Origin of the sequence: Streptomyces sp. NPDC048484 (assembly GCF_040651415.1) — a bacterium.
GTDB lineage: Bacteria > Actinomycetota > Actinomycetes > Streptomycetales > Streptomycetaceae > Streptomyces.
The window spans coordinates 18,495-34,517 of sequence record NZ_JBEZJY010000016.1 but is presented as its reverse complement, the minus strand read 5'-3'; the positions used below and the strand labels follow the sequence as shown (position 1 = coordinate 34,517).

14 protein-coding genes and 2 tRNA genes are annotated in these 16,023 nt (G+C 69.6%); 7 read left to right on the top strand and 9 right to left on the bottom strand.

Annotated elements, in window-relative coordinates; all coding sequences use genetic code 11:
• Window positions 1–43 precede the first annotated feature (43 nt).
• Together AB0D14_RS17770 and AB0D14_RS17765 are read left to right on the top strand one after the other, a co-directional pair.
• Window positions 44–208 (top strand): hypothetical protein, encoded by a 165-nt coding sequence (locus AB0D14_RS17770; RefSeq protein WP_362779792.1) that lies wholly within the window; start codon window positions 44–46, stop codon window positions 206–208.
• A 68-nt stretch (window positions 209–276) separates the two neighbouring features.
• Window positions 277–1,368 carry a PDZ domain-containing protein gene (locus tag AB0D14_RS17765; protein ID WP_362779790.1) on the top strand — a complete coding sequence of 364 codons (1,092 nt, stop codon included), beginning with the start codon at window positions 277–279 and terminating at the stop codon, window positions 1,366–1,368.
• Between the two features lie 94 nt (window positions 1,369–1,462).
• On the opposite strand, the gene AB0D14_RS17760 is transcribed toward AB0D14_RS17765, so the two are convergent.
• Window positions 1,463–2,020: a PPA1309 family protein gene (locus AB0D14_RS17760; RefSeq protein ID WP_362779788.1), complete on the bottom strand. Its 558-nt coding sequence runs from the start codon at window positions 2,018–2,020 to the stop codon at window positions 1,463–1,465.
• Window positions 2,021–2,157: 137 nt separating this feature from the next.
• Here AB0D14_RS17760 and AB0D14_RS17755 point away from each other — a divergent pair, with 137 nt between their 5' ends.
• The 4 genes from AB0D14_RS17755 to AB0D14_RS17740 all read left to right on the top strand — a co-directional run bounded on the left by AB0D14_RS17755 (window position 2,158) and on the right by AB0D14_RS17740 (window position 7,470).
• Entirely contained in the window at window positions 2,158–5,133 is a 2,976-nt protein-coding gene (locus AB0D14_RS17755; protein ID WP_362780077.1) for a UPF0182 family protein, read from the top strand.
• Between the two features lie 44 nt (window positions 5,134–5,177).
• A tRNA-Met gene (locus AB0D14_RS17750) sits at window positions 5,178–5,251 on the top strand.
• Window positions 5,252–5,504: 253 nt separating this feature from the next.
• Window positions 5,505–7,310 (top strand): tetratricopeptide repeat protein, encoded by a 1,806-nt coding sequence (locus tag AB0D14_RS17745; protein ID WP_362779786.1) that lies wholly within the window; start codon window positions 5,505–5,507, stop codon window positions 7,308–7,310.
• A gap of 86 nt (window positions 7,311–7,396) precedes the next feature.
• Window positions 7,397–7,470, top strand: a tRNA-Met gene (locus AB0D14_RS17740).
• Between the two features lie 245 nt (window positions 7,471–7,715).
• On the opposite strand, the gene AB0D14_RS17735 is transcribed toward AB0D14_RS17740, so the two are convergent.
• The 3 genes from AB0D14_RS17735 to hisN form a co-directional block, all read right to left on the bottom strand.
• Complete coding sequence (locus tag AB0D14_RS17735; RefSeq protein ID WP_362779784.1) at window positions 7,716–8,132, bottom strand: Fur family transcriptional regulator; 417 nt, start codon at window positions 8,130–8,132, stop codon at window positions 7,716–7,718.
• Between the two features lie 332 nt (window positions 8,133–8,464).
• On the bottom strand, window positions 8,465–8,857 hold the full coding sequence (locus AB0D14_RS17730; RefSeq protein WP_362779782.1) for a CBS domain-containing protein: 393 nt from the start codon (window positions 8,855–8,857) through the stop codon (window positions 8,465–8,467).
• Window positions 8,858–9,084: 227 nt separating this feature from the next.
• On the bottom strand, window positions 9,085–9,885 hold the full coding sequence (gene hisN / locus AB0D14_RS17725) for a histidinol-phosphatase (RefSeq protein WP_362779780.1): 801 nt from the start codon (window positions 9,883–9,885) through the stop codon (window positions 9,085–9,087).
• Between the two features lie 239 nt (window positions 9,886–10,124).
• On the opposite strand from hisN, the gene AB0D14_RS17720 reads away from it, so the two are divergent.
• The gene (locus AB0D14_RS17720; RefSeq protein WP_362779778.1) at window positions 10,125–10,739 is read left to right on the top strand and encodes a TetR/AcrR family transcriptional regulator; all 615 of its coding nucleotides are present in this window, start codon (window positions 10,125–10,127) and stop codon (window positions 10,737–10,739) included.
• Between the two features lie 197 nt (window positions 10,740–10,936).
• On the opposite strand, the gene AB0D14_RS17715 is transcribed toward AB0D14_RS17720, so the two are convergent.
• From AB0D14_RS17715 to AB0D14_RS17695, 5 genes are all read right to left on the bottom strand, one after another.
• Entirely contained in the window at window positions 10,937–11,260 is a 324-nt protein-coding gene (locus AB0D14_RS17715; protein WP_362779775.1) for a multidrug efflux SMR transporter, read from the bottom strand.
• 112 nt (window positions 11,261–11,372) lie between these two features.
• Window positions 11,373–12,383, bottom strand: a complete 1,011-nt coding sequence (rsgA, locus tag AB0D14_RS17710) for a ribosome small subunit-dependent GTPase A (protein ID WP_362779773.1) — start codon at window positions 12,381–12,383, stop codon at window positions 11,373–11,375.
• 16 nt (window positions 12,384–12,399) lie between these two features.
• Window positions 12,400–13,716, bottom strand: coding sequence for a 3-phosphoshikimate 1-carboxyvinyltransferase (gene aroA, locus AB0D14_RS17705; protein ID WP_362779771.1), 1,317 nt, complete (start codon window positions 13,714–13,716; stop codon window positions 12,400–12,402).
• A gap of 231 nt (window positions 13,717–13,947) precedes the next feature.
• Window positions 13,948–14,670 carry a M50 family metallopeptidase gene (locus AB0D14_RS17700; RefSeq protein ID WP_362779768.1) on the bottom strand — a complete coding sequence of 241 codons (723 nt, stop codon included), beginning with the start codon at window positions 14,668–14,670 and terminating at the stop codon, window positions 13,948–13,950.
• 393 nt (window positions 14,671–15,063) lie between these two features.
• Window positions 15,064–16,014: an NAD(P)-dependent alcohol dehydrogenase gene (locus AB0D14_RS17695; protein WP_362779765.1), complete on the bottom strand. Its 951-nt coding sequence runs from the start codon at window positions 16,012–16,014 to the stop codon at window positions 15,064–15,066.
• Between the last annotated feature and the right edge of the window lie 9 nt (window positions 16,015–16,023).

Genomic DNA, 16,023 nt, shown 5'->3' with positions numbered 1-16,023 from the left:
TGATCAGTCAGTTGCGGTGGTTCATCGGGGTTGGGAGGTCGGCATGGCGGCGCTCGCCTGGTTGCTGATTCCATTTTTCGCCGCGATCGGTGCCGGAGCCTGGGGCAGTTGGGCGGGACGGAACCGCAAGACCATCGGTGACGGTCACGAGCTCGCGGGCTACACACGCTTCCGCGAGGCCATGGAGAAGTCGCACACGGACGTCTGACCGGTCGTCGGCCCCCGGACGGACGGCCCCGACGGTGCGTTGACAGTGGGGTCCCGTACTGTCGTTCCATGCCACGCCGCACCGCGACGATGCTCGCCTCCACCCTGATGCTGATCGCGCTCCTGTGTGCGGGAGTCTTCATCAACGTGCCGTATTCGGAGATGTCACCGGGCCCGACGGTGAACACGCTCGGCAAGCACGACGGCGAGCCGGTTCTCGACATCTCCGGTCGCAAGACCTATCCGACGAGTGGCCATCTGAACATGACCACCGTCCGGGTCACCAGCGCCGACTACAACATGAACCTCGTCGAAGCCGTGTCCGGCTGGCTGGCACACGACAACAAGGTGGTCCCGCACGACACGCTGTACCCCAACGGCAAGACGGAGGAGCAGTCGACGCAGGAGAACGCCGAGGAGTTCAGCCAGTCCCAGGAGAGTGCCAAGGTCGCGGCCCTCAAGGAACTGGACATCCCGGTGAAGTCCTGGGTGATCGTCTCCACCGTCGTCAAGGACACCCCCGCCGAGGGCCGACTGCACGCCGGTGACGTGATCAAGGCTGTCGACGGCAAAGAGGTGAAGGAGCCCGGTGACGTGGCGAAGCTGGTCACCGAGCACAAGCCGGGCGAGAAGGCCGTCTTCACGATCGTGCCCGTCAAGGAACAGGCCGCCGCCGAGAAGAAGAACACGACGGCGACCAGAACCGAGGACGTCACGGTCACCACCGTCAAGTCCGACGACGACGGCGAGGACCGCGCGATCGTCGGTATCTCGGCCGGGACCGACCACACCTTCCCGTTCACCATCGACATCAAGCTCGCCGATGTCGGCGGCCCCAGCGCCGGTCTGATGTTCTCCCTCGGCATCGTCGACAAGCTGACCCCTGGGAGCCTCACCGGCGGCAAGTTCGTCGCCGGCACCGGCACCATCGCCGACAACGGCAAAGTCGGCCCGATCGGTGGAATCGAGATGAAGACGGTCGGTGCCAGGGCCAAGGGCGCCCAGTACTTCCTGACGCCCAAGGACAACTGCGCGGCCGCCGCCCGTGACGTCCCCGACGGGCTCACGCTCATCAAGGTCGACACCATCGACGACGCGATGGGCGCCCTCAAGGACATCCGTGGCGGCGACACGGCCGACCTGCCGAAATGCGTCGGCTAGCGCACCGGCAGGCACAGGCCGCGGCTCCTCAACGGGCAAACGTTGCCTGCCGCGGCACCAGCGCCGCGACAGGCACAGGCCGCGAGGTTCCGGACTACTCCGCGAACGTCGCCGTGAGTGCCTCGGCCAGTCCCGGCACGAGGTCGGATCCGGTGAGCACGTCGGTCGCCGCGTCCTTCTCGCGCAACCGCAGTGCCGAATCGCGCTTCCCGCCGCGCAGTACCGCCACGGTCATCCGGACCTCCTGGCGCTCCGGGTGCTCGGCGACCCACTTCGCCAGCCGGGACTCGTCGAGGCCGTCCGGTACGGACACCTCCGCGGACGGCGGCAGCATCAGCCGCTCCACGGACAGCGCGCAACCGACCACGGCGTCCGGCCACGCGATGGTGCCGAGGAACTCGTCCAGCGGGCTGCCCGCCGGGAGTTCGTCCTGCTCAATAGGTGTGAGGGTGCCCTCGGGTACGTCTTCGGTCAGACCGAGACGCTCAGCGAGCCCCGGTTCCTGGGAACGCAGTCGGGTGGTGTCGACCAGAGCGAAGAGCCGGGCGGGCTGGTCCCAGCCGAGCCCGGAAACGTACTCGTCGATTTCGAGGACGGCGCGGGTGAGGGGCCCCGCCGCCATGGGGGTGCCTGAGGAGGTGGTGTTGGACATGGTCACAATCCTGCCTCGTTCGGCCCCGGAAGCGGGAACCGAGTAAAGCATTAGTAAGTTGCATAGATGTGGCCCGGCGTTTGCAGGGTCCCCAGATTCCAACAGCGAACTTCGAGGTGCGCACCTTGGCTTTCCAGATGCCGGACCGCGGCGGAGGCCCGTCAGGGCCGCGGATGAGAGTGGGCCGACCGTCCCGGCGCGTTCGGACCCTGCTCATGACACTGGGCGTACTGGCCGTGCTGGCCATGGCCTTCGTCATGTTCGCGGGGTTCTGGACGGACTGGCTCTGGTACCGGTCGGTGAACTACTCCTCCGTCTTCACGACCACCCTGTGGACCAAGATCGGCCTGTTCTTCGTCTTCGGACTGCTGATGGCTGTGGCCGTCGGAGTGAACATCTGGCTGGCCCACCGCCTGCGGCCGCCGCTCAGCGCCATGTCCATGGAGCAGCAGAGCCTCGACCGCTACCGGATGGGCGTGGCCCCGTACAAGAAGTGGATCCTTCTCGGGATCACCTCACTGGTCGGGCTGATCGCGGGCGCGTCCGCGGCGGGTCAGTGGCGTACGTGGCTCATGTGGGTGAACGGAGTGGCCTTCAACCAGAAGGACCCCCAGTTCCACCTCGATGTGTCCTTCTACGCCTTCGACCTGCCCTGGTACCGCTTCATGCTGGGCTTCGGCTTCGCGGCCGCGATCCTTTCCCTGATCGCCGCCGCGCTGACGCACTACCTGTACGGCGGGCTGCGCGTCACCAGCCCCGGAGCGCGCGCCACGGCAGCGGCCACCGGTCACCTGTCGGTGCTGCTGGGCATCTTCGTCGCGCTGAAGGCGGTCGCGTACTGGCTCGACCGCTACGGGCTCGCGGTGAAGTCCAGTGACTTCAAGGCGACCGGCAACTGGACGGGCCTCAGGTACGTCGACGCCAACGCGTACCTGCCGGCCAAGACGATCCTCTTCTGCATCGCGGTCATCTGCGCCCTGCTGTTCTTCGCCACCCTGTGGCGCCGCACCTGGCAGCTGCCCGTCATCGGCTTCGGCCTGATGGTGCTCTCGGCGATCCTCATCGGCGGTCTGTACCCGGCGATCGTGCAGAAGTTCCAGGTCCAGCCGAACGAGCAGGCCAAGGAAGCGCCGTACGTCGAGAAGAACCTCAAGGCGACCCGTGACGCGTACGGGATCAACGGCACCGAGGTCAAGGAGTACGCGGGTGCGAGCACGACCAAGGACAAGGCCAAGCTGCGCGACGACGCCGACGGCGCCGCGAGTATCAGGCTCCTGGACCCGAACGTCGTCTCGCCCACGTTCCAGCAGCTCCAGCAGGTGCGGAACTACTACGCGTTCCCGTCGAACCTGGACGTCGACCGCTACAGCAAGGACGGCAAGGACCAGGACACCGTCATCGGTCTGCGCGAGCTGAACCTGCAGGGCATTCCGAAGAGCAACTGGATCAACAACCACTTCCGCTACACGCACGGCTTCGGAGTGGTCGCGGCCAAGGGCACCAACGCCGACGCCGAGGGGCGCCCGGAGTTCACCGAGTACGACCTGCCGTCCAAGGGCGACCTCGGTGAGTACCAGCAGCGGATCTACTACGGCGAGAAGACCAGCCAGTACTCGATCGTCGGCGGTCCGCAGAAGGAGATCGACTACTCCGACGACACCGGCGAGAAGACGACCAGTTACAAGGGCAAGAGCGGCGTCAACCTCTCGAACCCCGTCAACCGGGCGGCGTACGCGGTGGCGTTCAGCGAGCCGCAGATCCTCTACTCCGGCGCGATCGGCGAGGGTTCGCGGATTCTCTACAACCGCACGCCCAAGGAGCGCGTCGAGGCGGTGGCCCCCTGGCTGACCATCGACGGGGACGCCTACCCCGCGGTCGTCGGCGACAAGATCGAGTGGATCGTCGACGCGTACACGACGACCAACGGCTACCCGTACGCCTCGCGCACCACCCTCGGTGACACGACGGCCGACTCGTTGACCGCCGCCAACAACCAGCGGGCGGTGGTGGCCCAGCAGAACCAGGTCAACTACATCCGCAACTCGGTGAAGGCGACCGTCGACGCGTACACCGGCAAGGTGACGCTCTACGAGTGGGACACCAAGGATCCGGTCCTGAAGACCTGGAAGAAGGCGTTCCCCGGGACGGTGCAGCCGAAGTCCGACATCCCGCAGGCTCTCATGGACCATCTGCGGTACCCGCAGGACCTGTTCAAGGTCCAGCGGGAGCTGCTGACCCGCTACCACGTGAAGGACGCGGAGACGTTCCTCAGCGGCAGCGAGGTGTGGCAGGTGCCGGACGACCCGACCAACAAGTCGGGCAACGCGGTGCCGCCGTACTACCTCAGCATGAAGATGCCGGGTGAGCAGTCCCAGGCGTTCTCCCTGACGACGACACTCACACCGAACGGCCGCGACAACCTGAGCGCCTTCGTGTCGGTCAACGCCGAAGCCGGCACGAGCGACTACGGCAAGATCAACGTCCTCAAACTGCCCACCGGCAGAACCGTCGACGGACCTAAACGGGTGCAGAGCCAGTTCAACTCCGAGCCGTCCATCGCCGAGTCCATCAGGCTCCTCAGAGGTGGCGACTCGGAAGTCGAGTACGGCAACCTGCTGACGGTGCCGCTCGACGGAGGCCTGCTCTACGTGGAGCCCGTCTACGTGAAGGGTGGGGGACTCAAGTACCCGCTGCTGCGGAAGGTGCTGGTGACCTACGGAGGCGCGACGGCCTTCGAGGACACGCTGGAGGAGGCGCTGAACAAGGTCTTCGGAGCCGACGGTTCGACCGCCGAACCACCGGACGAGAGCGAGACGAACCCGCCGCCGGCATCCAGTGACCCGACGGTCCAGAAAGCGCTCGACGACGCCCAGAAGGCCTTCGAGCAAGGCCAGGAAGCCCTCAAGAAGGGCGACTGGGAGGCATACGGAACGGCGCAGAAGGACCTGGAGGACGCGCTGGAGCGGGCCGAGGACGCCCAGGCGGCGGCCGACAAGAGCGCAGGCAGCAGCGGCAAACCCAGCGGCTCCGGTGACAAGAAAACCGAGGAGAGCGGCAAACCGAGCAGTAGTCCCAGTAGCAGTCCGAGCAGCAAGAACCCGGACAGCAGCTGAGTCAGGAGCTCCCCTCGCGCCGTGGTACGGTTGCAACACAACGGCGCGGGGTGGAGCAGCTCGGTAGCTCGCTGGGCTCATAACCCAGAGGTCGCAGGTTCAAATCCTGTCCCCGCTACTGAAGTTGAAGGACCCGGATCCTCCAAGGATCCGGGTCCTTCTGCGTGCGTGGACTCTCGCTGTGGACCGTCGTCGGGCCGTGTGTGAGTGCTCCTCGTTCACCAGTGCTGCCGCGGTGAAGGCTGCGCCAGAGGGAGGGAGTTGCGCGAACTGTGTTTCACTTGTCTCTCTGTGGGCATGTCGACAAAACGCTGAAGTGACCTCACTGGCTGCGGTATACCAGGTGTACCCAGGTTGCAGGTGGTGCGACGATGGACGTTATGGGGGACAAGGCAACTCTGTTGGATACAGGGCGGTTTGTGCAGCCTTCCGACCGGGACGAAACCGGTGAGGCTGTCGAGGAGGCTCGTCAACGGCTCGCCGCGCAAGAGGGCGACGTCGAGGCGATGAGTGTCTTCGGAGCCATGCTGCTCCGCCGCGGTGATCTCGACGGGGCCGAGCCTCAGCTGCGCGCTGCCACCGCGGCCGGCGACCGGGCCGCCGCCAACAACCTCGGTGTCCTCCTGCACCAGCGCGGATACGCGGAGGAGGCCGCCGGATGGTGGCGGATCGCCGCCGTCGCGGGCTCCGCGGCCGCCGCGCACGCACTGGGCCGCCACCACCGCGAGCGGGGCGACGAGCCCGCCGCCGAGTACTGGCTGCGGCAGTCCGCCGAGCAGGGGCACTCCTTGGGCGCGTACGCGCTCGCCGATCTCCTGGAGCACCGAGGTGACGCCCGTGCCGAGGACTGGATGCGCGCGGCCGCCGAGCGGGGACACCGCGAGGCGGCCTACCGGCTCGCGCGGGCACTGGACCGGACCACCGCGCGGGCGGGCGACGCCGAGACCGACAACGGTGTCGCGGAGGGCGCCGGCGAAGCGGCCGAGCAGTGGTACCGGCAGGCGGCCGCGCGTGGTCACCGCCGGGCCGCGCTGCACCTCGGGGCGATCCTGGAGAAGCGCGGAGAGCTGAAAGAGGCGGGGCGCTGGTATCTGACCTCCGCCAAGGACGGCGAGGCGCGGGCGGCCTGCGCACTGGGCTTCCTGCTGCGGGACGCGGGTGACACCGAGAGCGCGGCCGTGTGGTGGCTGCGGGCGGCTCAGGACGGCGACGGGAACGCCGCGAACGCGCTGGGCGCGCTGCACGCCGAGCGGGGCGAGACGCAGACCGCCGAGCGGTGGTACCGGGCCGCGATGGACGCCGGCGACGTGAACGGCGCGTACAACCTCGGGCTGCTCTGTGCCGAGCAGACGCGGACCGCCCAGGCCGAACAGTGGTACCGGCGGGCGGCGTACGCGGGGCACCGCGAGGCGGCGAACGCCCTGGCCGTCCTGTTGCTCCAGGTCGGCGACGCGGCCGGGGCCGAGCCGTGGTTCTCCAAGGCCGCGGAGGCCGGCAGCGTGGACGCCGCGTTCAACCTCGGGATCCTGCGCGCGGGCCGGGGCGAGAACGCGGCGGCGCTGCGCTGGTACGAGCGGGCCGCTGCCGCCGGGCACACGGAGGCAGCGCTGCAGGTCGGCATCGCCCGGCTGCGGGACGGTGACGAGGGGGCCGCCGAGCGGCATCTCCGGTGCGCCGCGGGAGGTGGCAGCGCGGAGGGGGCCTACCGGCTGGCGACCGTGCTCGACGCGCGGCGCCCGCCCTCGCCCGCGCACGAGCTGGGGGAGCCGGCCACCGAGAAGAGCGAGTGCGAGGAGTGGTACGAGCGGGCCGCCTCCCAGGGGCACCGGCGCGCCCAGGTGCGCGTCGGGATGCTGGCAGCCGCCCGCGGGGACGTCGTGGAGGCGGCCCGGTGGTACCGGGAGGCCGCGGAGGCGGGGTCCCGCAACGGCGCGTTCAACCTGGGGCTGCTGCTGGCCCGGGAGGGGAGTGAGCCGGAAGCCGCCCTGTGGTGGGCTCGCGCCGCCGATGCGGGGCACGGGCGGGCGGCGTTGCGGCTCGCTCTGGTCTACGCGCGTCGTGGGGAGCTCGCGGAGGGGCAGCGGTGGGCCGACCGTGCGGTGTCGCTCGGGCCGGACGAGGTGTCCGAGCGGGCGACTCGTCTGCGGGACGCGTTGCGTCAGGAACTGTCGGCGTGACGGGGCGGCGGACGCGCCGGGGTGGCAGGGGTCGGACAAGGGATTTGCGCTGGTCGGGGGTGGTGACGTAACGTTCAGTTCATCGCCGCGGGGTGGAGCAGCTCGGTAGCTCGCTGGGCTCATAACCCAGAGGTCGCAGGTTCAAATCCTGTCCCCGCTACTGAAGACCGAAGGCCCGGAACCACTGGTTCCGGGCCTTCGGTGTTTTTCTGTGCCTGTGCGACGGAGCGCTGCGACGGAGCGCTGGAACCGGGTACTGCGACGGAGCGCCGGAACGGGGTGCTGAGGCGGGGTACTGAAAAGCCCCGGCCCACAGGGCCAGGGCTACGAGGTCAAGGCTACGAGGTCAGGGCTTCCATGCTTCCGGGCCGGAGCTTCGGGGCTGAGGCTTCGGAAGGCGTGCCGTCAGGCTGCCGCGCAGTTCGGGCACACGCCCCGGTAGGTCACCTCTACGCCCGAGACCGTGAAGCCGAAGCGCTCGGAGTCGGGGAGGTCCGTCAGCGGGTTGCCGCCCGGGTGCACGTCCTTGATCGCGCCGCACTGGGCGCAGACCAGGTGGTGGTGCGGCCGGTGGGCGTTCGGGTCGTACCGCTTGGCGCGCTTGTCCGTGGCGACTTCCAGCACCTCGCCGAGCGAGACCAGCTCACCCAGGGTGTTGTAGACGGTCGCCCGGGAGATCTCCGGGAGCTTCACGACGGCCCGCGCATGTACCTCGTCGGCCGTCAGGTGGACGTGATCGCCCTCAAGGACCTCAGCCACGACACGCCGTTGCGCGGTCATTCGCCAGCCGCGTCCGCGCAGTCGTTCCAACAGGTCACTCATGCGCCACAGCTTAACAGCTACTTGACCAGATCCTGAATAGGTGTGACTTTGGAGCCTTGCTTGACTTAGACATTGTCTATTGTGGGATCGAACTCGGCTTTGGCCAAGGGGCAGGATCGGCAACTTCCGTCAGGCCGACGGAGACTTCGGCAAGCGGCTGGAAGCCGCGGCCAGGCCCTGCGCGGCTGATGCCGGCACTGGAACGCTTGCCGTAGGGGCGGGCCGGATCCTCCGTACCGGGGATCCGGCCCGTTCGCTTTTCCACTGCTGTCCCGGCGCTGTCCACCACTCTCCCCGCCGGCTGCGGGTCGAAGCGGGCCGCCGGAGTGCCCTCAGGCCGGGGCGTGCTGCCGCAGGGGAGCCCAGCAGCGGATGATGTCGCGGACCGAGACGATGCCGACCGGCTCGCCGTGGTCGAGGACGATGAGATGCCGGAAGCCGCCGTGTGCCATGGCTTGAGCGGCGTCCTCCAGCGTCCAGGTCGGGGTGGCGAACACCACGTCGGTGGTCGTGTGGGCATGGGCCCGCTCGGTGTCCGGGCTCTGGCCCAGGCCGACGGAGTTGAGGAGGTCGCGCTCGGTGAGGATGCCGATGCCGATGCCGTCGGGATCGAGGACAACGGCTGCGCCGATGGAGCGCGCGGACATCAGTGCGGCGGCTTTACGAAGGGTGTGGGCGGGGCCGATGGTGAGGACCACCGTGCTCATGGCGTCGCGGACGAGCATGGACGGAGCCACCTCCTACGAATCCGTTCGTTAACGAATTCACAAGTTCACAAGTGGGGGGACTCTCAGAGTCGCAGTTAAAGGGAGGGTCAACAAGAGGGCGTGCGCGGCAGGTTCGGGGCGCGTGCCCTGTCGCCCGTGCCCCGAACGACTCCACGCGCCTCAGTAACGCTGGTTGGTAGCACTGGTGGGCAACGCTGATCAGTGACGCTGGTTGGTCCCGCCGGTCAGTAGCGCTGGTTCAGATATCCCAGCAACTCGTCGTGGAGGATGCCGTTCGACGCCGCCGCGTTGCCGCTGTGCGGGCCCGGCCGGCCGTCGAGGCCGGTGAAGGAGCCGCCCGCCTCGGTCACCACGATCGCGGTCGCCGCCATGTCCCACAGCGACAGCTCGGGCTCCGCACAGATGTCGATCGAGCCCTCGGCGACCATCATGTAGGGCCAGAAGTCGCCGTACGCGCGCGTGCGCCACACCTCGCGGGTCAGGTCCAGGAACCCGTCCAGCAGACTGCGCTCCTCCCAGCCCCCCAGCGAGGAGTACGCGAAGGAGGCGTCCTGCATGCGTGAGACCTCGGAGACCTTCAGCCGGGACGCGGACGACAGGCTGCGGCCGGTGAACGCGCCGTGGCCCTTCGACGCCCACCAGCGACGGGCGAGCGCGGGTGCGGAGACCACGCCGACGACCGGCTGGTAGCCGCCCTCGCCCGCCTCCATCAGCGAGATCAGCGTGGCCCAGACGGGCACGCCGCGTACGTAGTTCTTGGTGCCGTCGATCGGGTCGATCACCCAGCGGCGGGGGCCCGTGCCCTCGACCCCGTACTCCTCGCCGAGGATCGCGTCGCGCGGCCGTGCCCGCCCGAGGTGGCCGCGGATCAGTTCCTCGGCGGCCTTGTCGGCCTCGCTCACCGGTGTCATGTCCGGCTTGGTCTCGACCTTGAGATCGAGCGCCTTGAACCGGTCCATCGTCGCGGCGTCGGCGGCGTCCGCCAGGACATGGGCGAGGCGCAGGTCATCGCGATAGTCGAGCATGGGTGAACCGTATCTTCCGGGCGGTCCCCAGGAAACGGGGGGAGAGGCCCAGGTTGTGCCATGACTGCGGGGCGGCCCCGGCCGCCGGCGTCCCGCGGCGGATCCGCACATCGGCACGGCCCCGCGCCCCCGAAGGGGCGCTCCTGGTACGTCGCACTTCTCGGTGATGCCGCGAACCCTTGACAGTGCCCCTGTGCGCGTCAACTCTGATGCGCAGAGCCGATCGCCCCAGGGAGGCGATGATGCCTGCAGCGCGGGAATCCCTATTGGACGCCGCCTACACGGCGCTCGGACGCCGTCCGTGGTCCGCCGTGCGGATGGTCGATGTCGCCGCCGTCGCCGGGGTGTCCCGGCAGACCCTCTACAACGAGTTCGGGAGCAAGGAAGGCCTTGCCCGGGCGCTCGTACGGCGGGAGGCCGATGCCTACCTCGCCGGGGTGGAACGCGCTCTGGTGAGCCGGCCGGAGCCCCGGGAGCGGCTGGCCGCCGCTGCGGAGTGGACGGCGTCCGCAGCGCGGGGGAACGTGCTGGTGCGGGCGATGCTCACGGGGTGCTGGGGTGAGCGGCTGCCCTCCTTGACCCTGTCCGCCGTGCCGTCGTCCTCGGCCGTGCCGGCTCAGCGGCGGGCCGACGGGCCGCTGCCCTCGCCCGGCGACCTCGTGACGCTGGTGCGGGACCGCGCCGTCGTCTCGCTGGCCGTACCCGGAGGGTCCAAGTCCGAGGCGGCGGAGCTGGCCCGGGCCTGTGAACTCGCGGTGCGGCTGGGGGTGTCGTGTGTGCTGGCCCCGGCGGGGGAGGGGGGTGCGGCGGGCCTGGTCCGGGACACGCTGGCCACGGTGCGGTCCGTGGTCTGAGGCGGGTGCTGGGCCGTGGTCCGACGCGTTCACGGAGCCGTGGTCGGACGCGTTCACGGAGCCGTGGTCTCCCGCGCATACGAGGTCGTGGTCTCTCACGCGCGTACGGGGCTGTGGTCTGACGCGTACACGGGGTACGCGTACACGAGGTCGTGGTCCGACGGTCCTCGGGACGGGCAGCGGCCGAAGTGGCCGGCTCAGTTGGCCGAGCCCGACAGCTGCAGGCCGATGACGCCCATGATCACGAACGAAATCGAGATGATCTTCAGCGTGGACACCAGATCGTCGAGGAAGATCATGCCGTAGATGGCGGTGCCCGCCGCGCCGATGCCCGTCCACACCGCGTAGGCGGGTCCCACGTCGAGCTTCTTCAGGGACAGGGTGAGGAGACCGAAGCTGCCCAGCGCGAAGATGCAGAAGGCGACCGTCGGCCAGAGTCTCGTGAAACCGTGGGAGAGCTTGAGGCAGACCGCGAAGCCCGTCTCCAGGAACCCCGCCACGACGACCAGCAGCCACGCCATGTGATGCCCTCCCACGCTCCGTGACCGCTTCGTCTCGCTTGGATCCGGCTTGGTGCGATTATGCCTTTACCATTACGAGAGGGATGCAAACAACACAGAGGTCACGCGGGGATCAGTCGCCCTCGCGCCGCTCCCGTGTCGAGAGCAGTCGGCGCAGCGAGTACAGGCGGGCCGGGTCCGCGTGCCCCTCGGCGACCCACGCGTCCAGCGCGCAGTCCGGCTCGTCGTGGCTGCACGCGCGCGGGCAGCCCTCCGTGCCGGGTTCCAGGTCGGGGAACGCCTTGATGACCCGCGACGGATCCACGTGGTGCAGACCGAAGGACCGTACGCCCGGTGTGTCGACCACCCAGCCCTCGTCGTCCGGCAGGGGGACCGCGCGCGCCGAGGTCGTGGTGTGCCTGCCGCGTCCGGTGACCGCGTTGACCACACCCGTGGACCGCCGCCGCTCCCGCGACACGAGCGCGTTGACCAGCGTCGTCTTGCCGACACCCGAGTGCCCGACGAACGCCGTGATCTTGCCGTCCAGCTGCTTGCGTACGCGGTCCACGGCCTCGCCGCTCTCCAGCTCCGCACGGCTTGTCACGACATAGGGAACCCCCAGCGCCCCGTACGACTCCAGGAGTTCGTCGGGGGACGCGAGGTCCGACTTGGTGAGGACGAGGAGCGGGTCGAGACCGCTGTCGTACGCGGCGACCAGGCAGCGGTCGATCAGGCGCGGGCGCGGCTCCGGATCGGCGAGGGCCGTGACGATGGCCAGCTGGTCGGCGTTGGCTACGACCACCCGCTCGTACGGATCGTCGTCGTCGGCCGTGCGGCGCAGGACCGAGGTCCGCGGCTCGATGCGGACGATACGGGCGAGAGTGTCCTTCTTGCCGGTCATATCACCGACGATGGCCACCCGGTCGCCGACGACCGCCGCCTTGCGGCCCAGTTCGCGTGCCTTCATGGCGAAGACCATGCGGTCCTCGACGAGGCACGTCAGCCGGCCCCGGTCGACGGTGACGACCATGCCCTCCGCCGCGTCCTCGTGCTTGGGGCGGATGTTCGTCCGCGGCCGGTTGCCCTTGCGGTTCGGGCGCTCGGGGATGTCGTCCTCGTCGGTGTGCTTGCCGTAACGGCGCATTATTCCGGTCCGCCCGTCAGTTCCCGAGCATTCCGGTCCACAGATCGGGAAAGTCCGGCAGAGTTTTCGCCGTCGTCGCCACGTTCTCGATCTGTACGCCGTTGACCGCGAGGCCGATGATCGCGCCTGCGGTGGCCATGCGGTGGTCGTCGTAGGTGTGGAAGACCCCGCCGTGCGGTTGGCGCGGGCGGATGTGGAGGCCGTCGGCGGTCTCGGTGACATCGCCGCCGAGCGCGTTGATCTCCTTGGTGAGCGCGGCCAGCCGGTCCGTCTCGTGCAGCCGCAGATGGGCCACGCCGCTGAGGGTCGAGGGGGAGTCGGCGAGGGCCGCTACCGCCGCGATGCCCGGCGTCAGCTCGCCGACCTCGCCCAGGTCCACGTCGATACCGTGGATCGAGCCGGATCCGGTGAACTCCAGACCTCGGTCGGTCAGTTCGCAGGAACCACCCATCTCGGTGAAGACCTCGCGCAGCCGGTCGCCCGGCTGGGTGGTGCGGGCAGGCCAGTCGGGGATGACGACGGTACCGCCGGTGACCAGCGCGGCCGCCAGGAACGGCTGCGCGTTCGACAGGTCCGGCTCGACCGTCAGATCGCGGCCAAGGAGCGCACCCGGCGTGACCCGCCAGACGTTCGGCTCGCCGCCCGACTCCGGGGTGTCCACCTGGGCGCCGATCGAGCGCAGCATGTCGACGGTCATCCGGATGTGCGGCATGGACGGCAGCGTCGAGCCGGTGTGCCGTACCTCCACGCCCTGGTTGAAGCGCGGGCCGGAGAGCAGCAGAGCCGACACGAACTGCGAGGACGAGGACGCGTCGATCTCCACCGGGCCGCCCTCCAGCGCCCCGCCGCCCTGCACGGTCAGGGGCAGTGCGCCCCGGCCGTCGTCGTCGATCCGGGCACCGAGGGCGCGCAGGCCGTCGATCACGCCGTTCAGCGGGCGCTCGTACGAACGGGGATCGCCGGTGAAGCGGATGGGACCGTCGGCGAGCGTGGCGACCGGCGGCAGGAAGCGCATCACCGTGCCGGCGTTGCCCACGTCGACCGTGGCCGGGCCGTGCAGGCCCGAGGGGATGACACGCCATGCCTCGCCGGAACCGTCGGGGCCCACGCCCTCCTCGATACCGACGCCCATCGCCCGCAGGGCACCGGCCATCAGAAGCGTGTCGCGGGAGCGCAGCGGGCGGCGGAGCCAGCCGGGCTCGGCGGCCAGGGCGGCCAGGACGAGCGCGCGGTTGGTGACCGACTTGGACCCGGGCACGTGGACCGTCGCGTTGACGGCTCCGCTCGCGTGCGGGGCGGGCCAGAGGGCGGTGTGGGCGGGGTTAACGGGCATGCCCTCACTTTAGTGGGGGTTCGCTCCGCTGGGTTTGGCCGGGAAAGGGGGGTGTGGATTCGGCGGGCCCGCGTTGTGGCTGGTCGCGCCACGATCAGGGTCCCCGCTTGAGCGAAGCCGAGACGAAACCAAGCCGAAGTCGAGAGCGGAGAGTCGAGAGCGGAGAGTCGAGAGCGGGAGGAGCCGTATATCGGCACAGCTCCGCGCACCCGGAGGCCTTTCAGGGAGCCTTCACACGTCCAGCAGCCACCTGCCGCCGCCTATCAGTGAGCACAGCGACACCGTGTGGAACAGGAACAGCCACAGCCCCGCCGGTGCGTGCGTCAGCCGGGACAACTGGTCGGCGTCCGAGTCGCCCGCCCCGCCCCGCATGCGCTTCGCCTGGAGCTCGAAGGCCGGGCGTACGCCGCCGAGCAGCAGGAACCAGACGACGGCGTACGCGAACGCCGCCTGCACCTGGGGGCCGGCCAGCCAGGACACCACCACGAACGTGCCGCCGGTGAGGAGCACCGTGAGCGCGCCGTACGCGTTGCGGATCATCACCAGTATGGCCACGAGCAGCAGCGTGGCCAGCCAGAGCAGGGCGGTGATGTGGCCGGCGGCCAGCAGGGCGGCGCCGCCCAGACCGAGCAGCGGGGGAGCCGTGTAGCCCGAGGCGGCCGTGAGGATCATGCCGGGGCCGGTCGGTTTGCCGCGGCTGACGGTGAGACCGCTGGTGTCGGAGTGCAGCCGGATGCCGCTGAGGCTGCGCCCCGTGAGCAGCGCGATCAGACCGTGGCCGCCTTCGTGGGCGATGGTGATGGCGTTGCGCGAGAGGCGCCACACCGGGTGCGGGACGATCACGGCGAGCGCGGCGGCCATCGTGGCGACGACGACCCAGGTGTCGGGGTCGGGCTGGCTCCCGAAGACCTCGTCCCAGAGGGTCGCCAGCGAGGTCGCTGCGGTGCTGTCCATTGTCGGTTTCGGCTCCCTTGGGGCGAAGTCGCTAGGGGTCTGTGCGTAGCGCGATCTTGAGGGGTGGTCGTCGGGCGGCAGCTGGGGGAAGGGTGAGCCTGGCAGTCTGGCACGTATGTGCGGACGGTATCTGAGACGCCGGAGCAGCAGCGATCGTTCCTGACGGCAGAACATGCAGGTCACAGCAGTGAAGCCCCGGAGTGATCCGGGGCTCCTGCTCTACCCGTGCTGGCTGTGTGCTGCCTTGGGGGGTGTCTGTAATCACCTGTGGTCACCCGGGGAACCCGGCGAACCCGGGGAACCCGGCGAGGGAACCTGGGGGAGTCCGCAGATCCACACCGGCGCCGGCAGGGCTGTGCCGTCTCCGGGAGGGGCCGGGAGGGGCCGGGAGGGTTACGCCGACACCGCCACCACCTGCTTGCCCACGGCCCCGCCTCGCTCGAACGCCTCGTGCGCCGCCGCGATCTCCGCGAGCGGGTACACCCCGGCGACCACCGGGCGCAGCGCACCCGAGGTGACATGGGCGGCCACATCGCGGAGCACCGCCGTGCCGGGGTTCGCGCTGAACGTGCGGATGCGGCGGGAGCCGTACACCGTCGACGCCGCGATGGCGGCCAGGGCGGGGGCAGACAGGCCGACCGTGACCATCCGGCCGCCCTTGGCCAGCCGGCTTCGATAGCAGTTCAGTTCCTTGCCGACCGTGTCGACAATGACGTCGAACGGGCCGAGCCGGTCCGAGGCGGTGGTGCCGTAGTCGAGGACTTCGTCGGCCCCCAGGCCGGTCAGGATCTGGGCGTGGCGGTCGCGGGCCAACGCGGTCACGTGGCAGCCCAGCGCGTGGGCCAGTTGGACGGCGGCCGTGCCGACTCCGCCAGCCGCGCCCCGGACCAGTACCCGTTCCCCCTCCGCGGCGTGCACGGAGTCCCGCAGCGCGATGAGCGCCGTCGCGCCCGTGACGACCAGGGAGGCCGCGTCGACGGACGAGACGCCCGCCGGGGCGGGCGAGATACGGTCCGCGAGGACCACGACGTACTCGGCCACCCCAGCGATGCTGTGCCGCTGCCGCGGATGCACCGCGCCCCACACGCGGTCCCCGACCCGGTAGCCCTCGACACCGGCGCCGGTCTCGGCCACGACACCCGCGAAGTCCAGCCCCGTACCGATCGGGAAGTTGCGTCCCGACACCATCTTGAGCTCCCCGGCGCGCACGATCGCGTCGTGTCCGTTCACGCTGGACGCCTCGACCGACACCAGCACCTCGCCCGCGCCCACGGCGGGACGGGCCACCTCGTTGACCCGCAGAACGTCCGGGGCACCGTAACTCGTGATCTGGGCGGCCTTCATGGGGGTGTC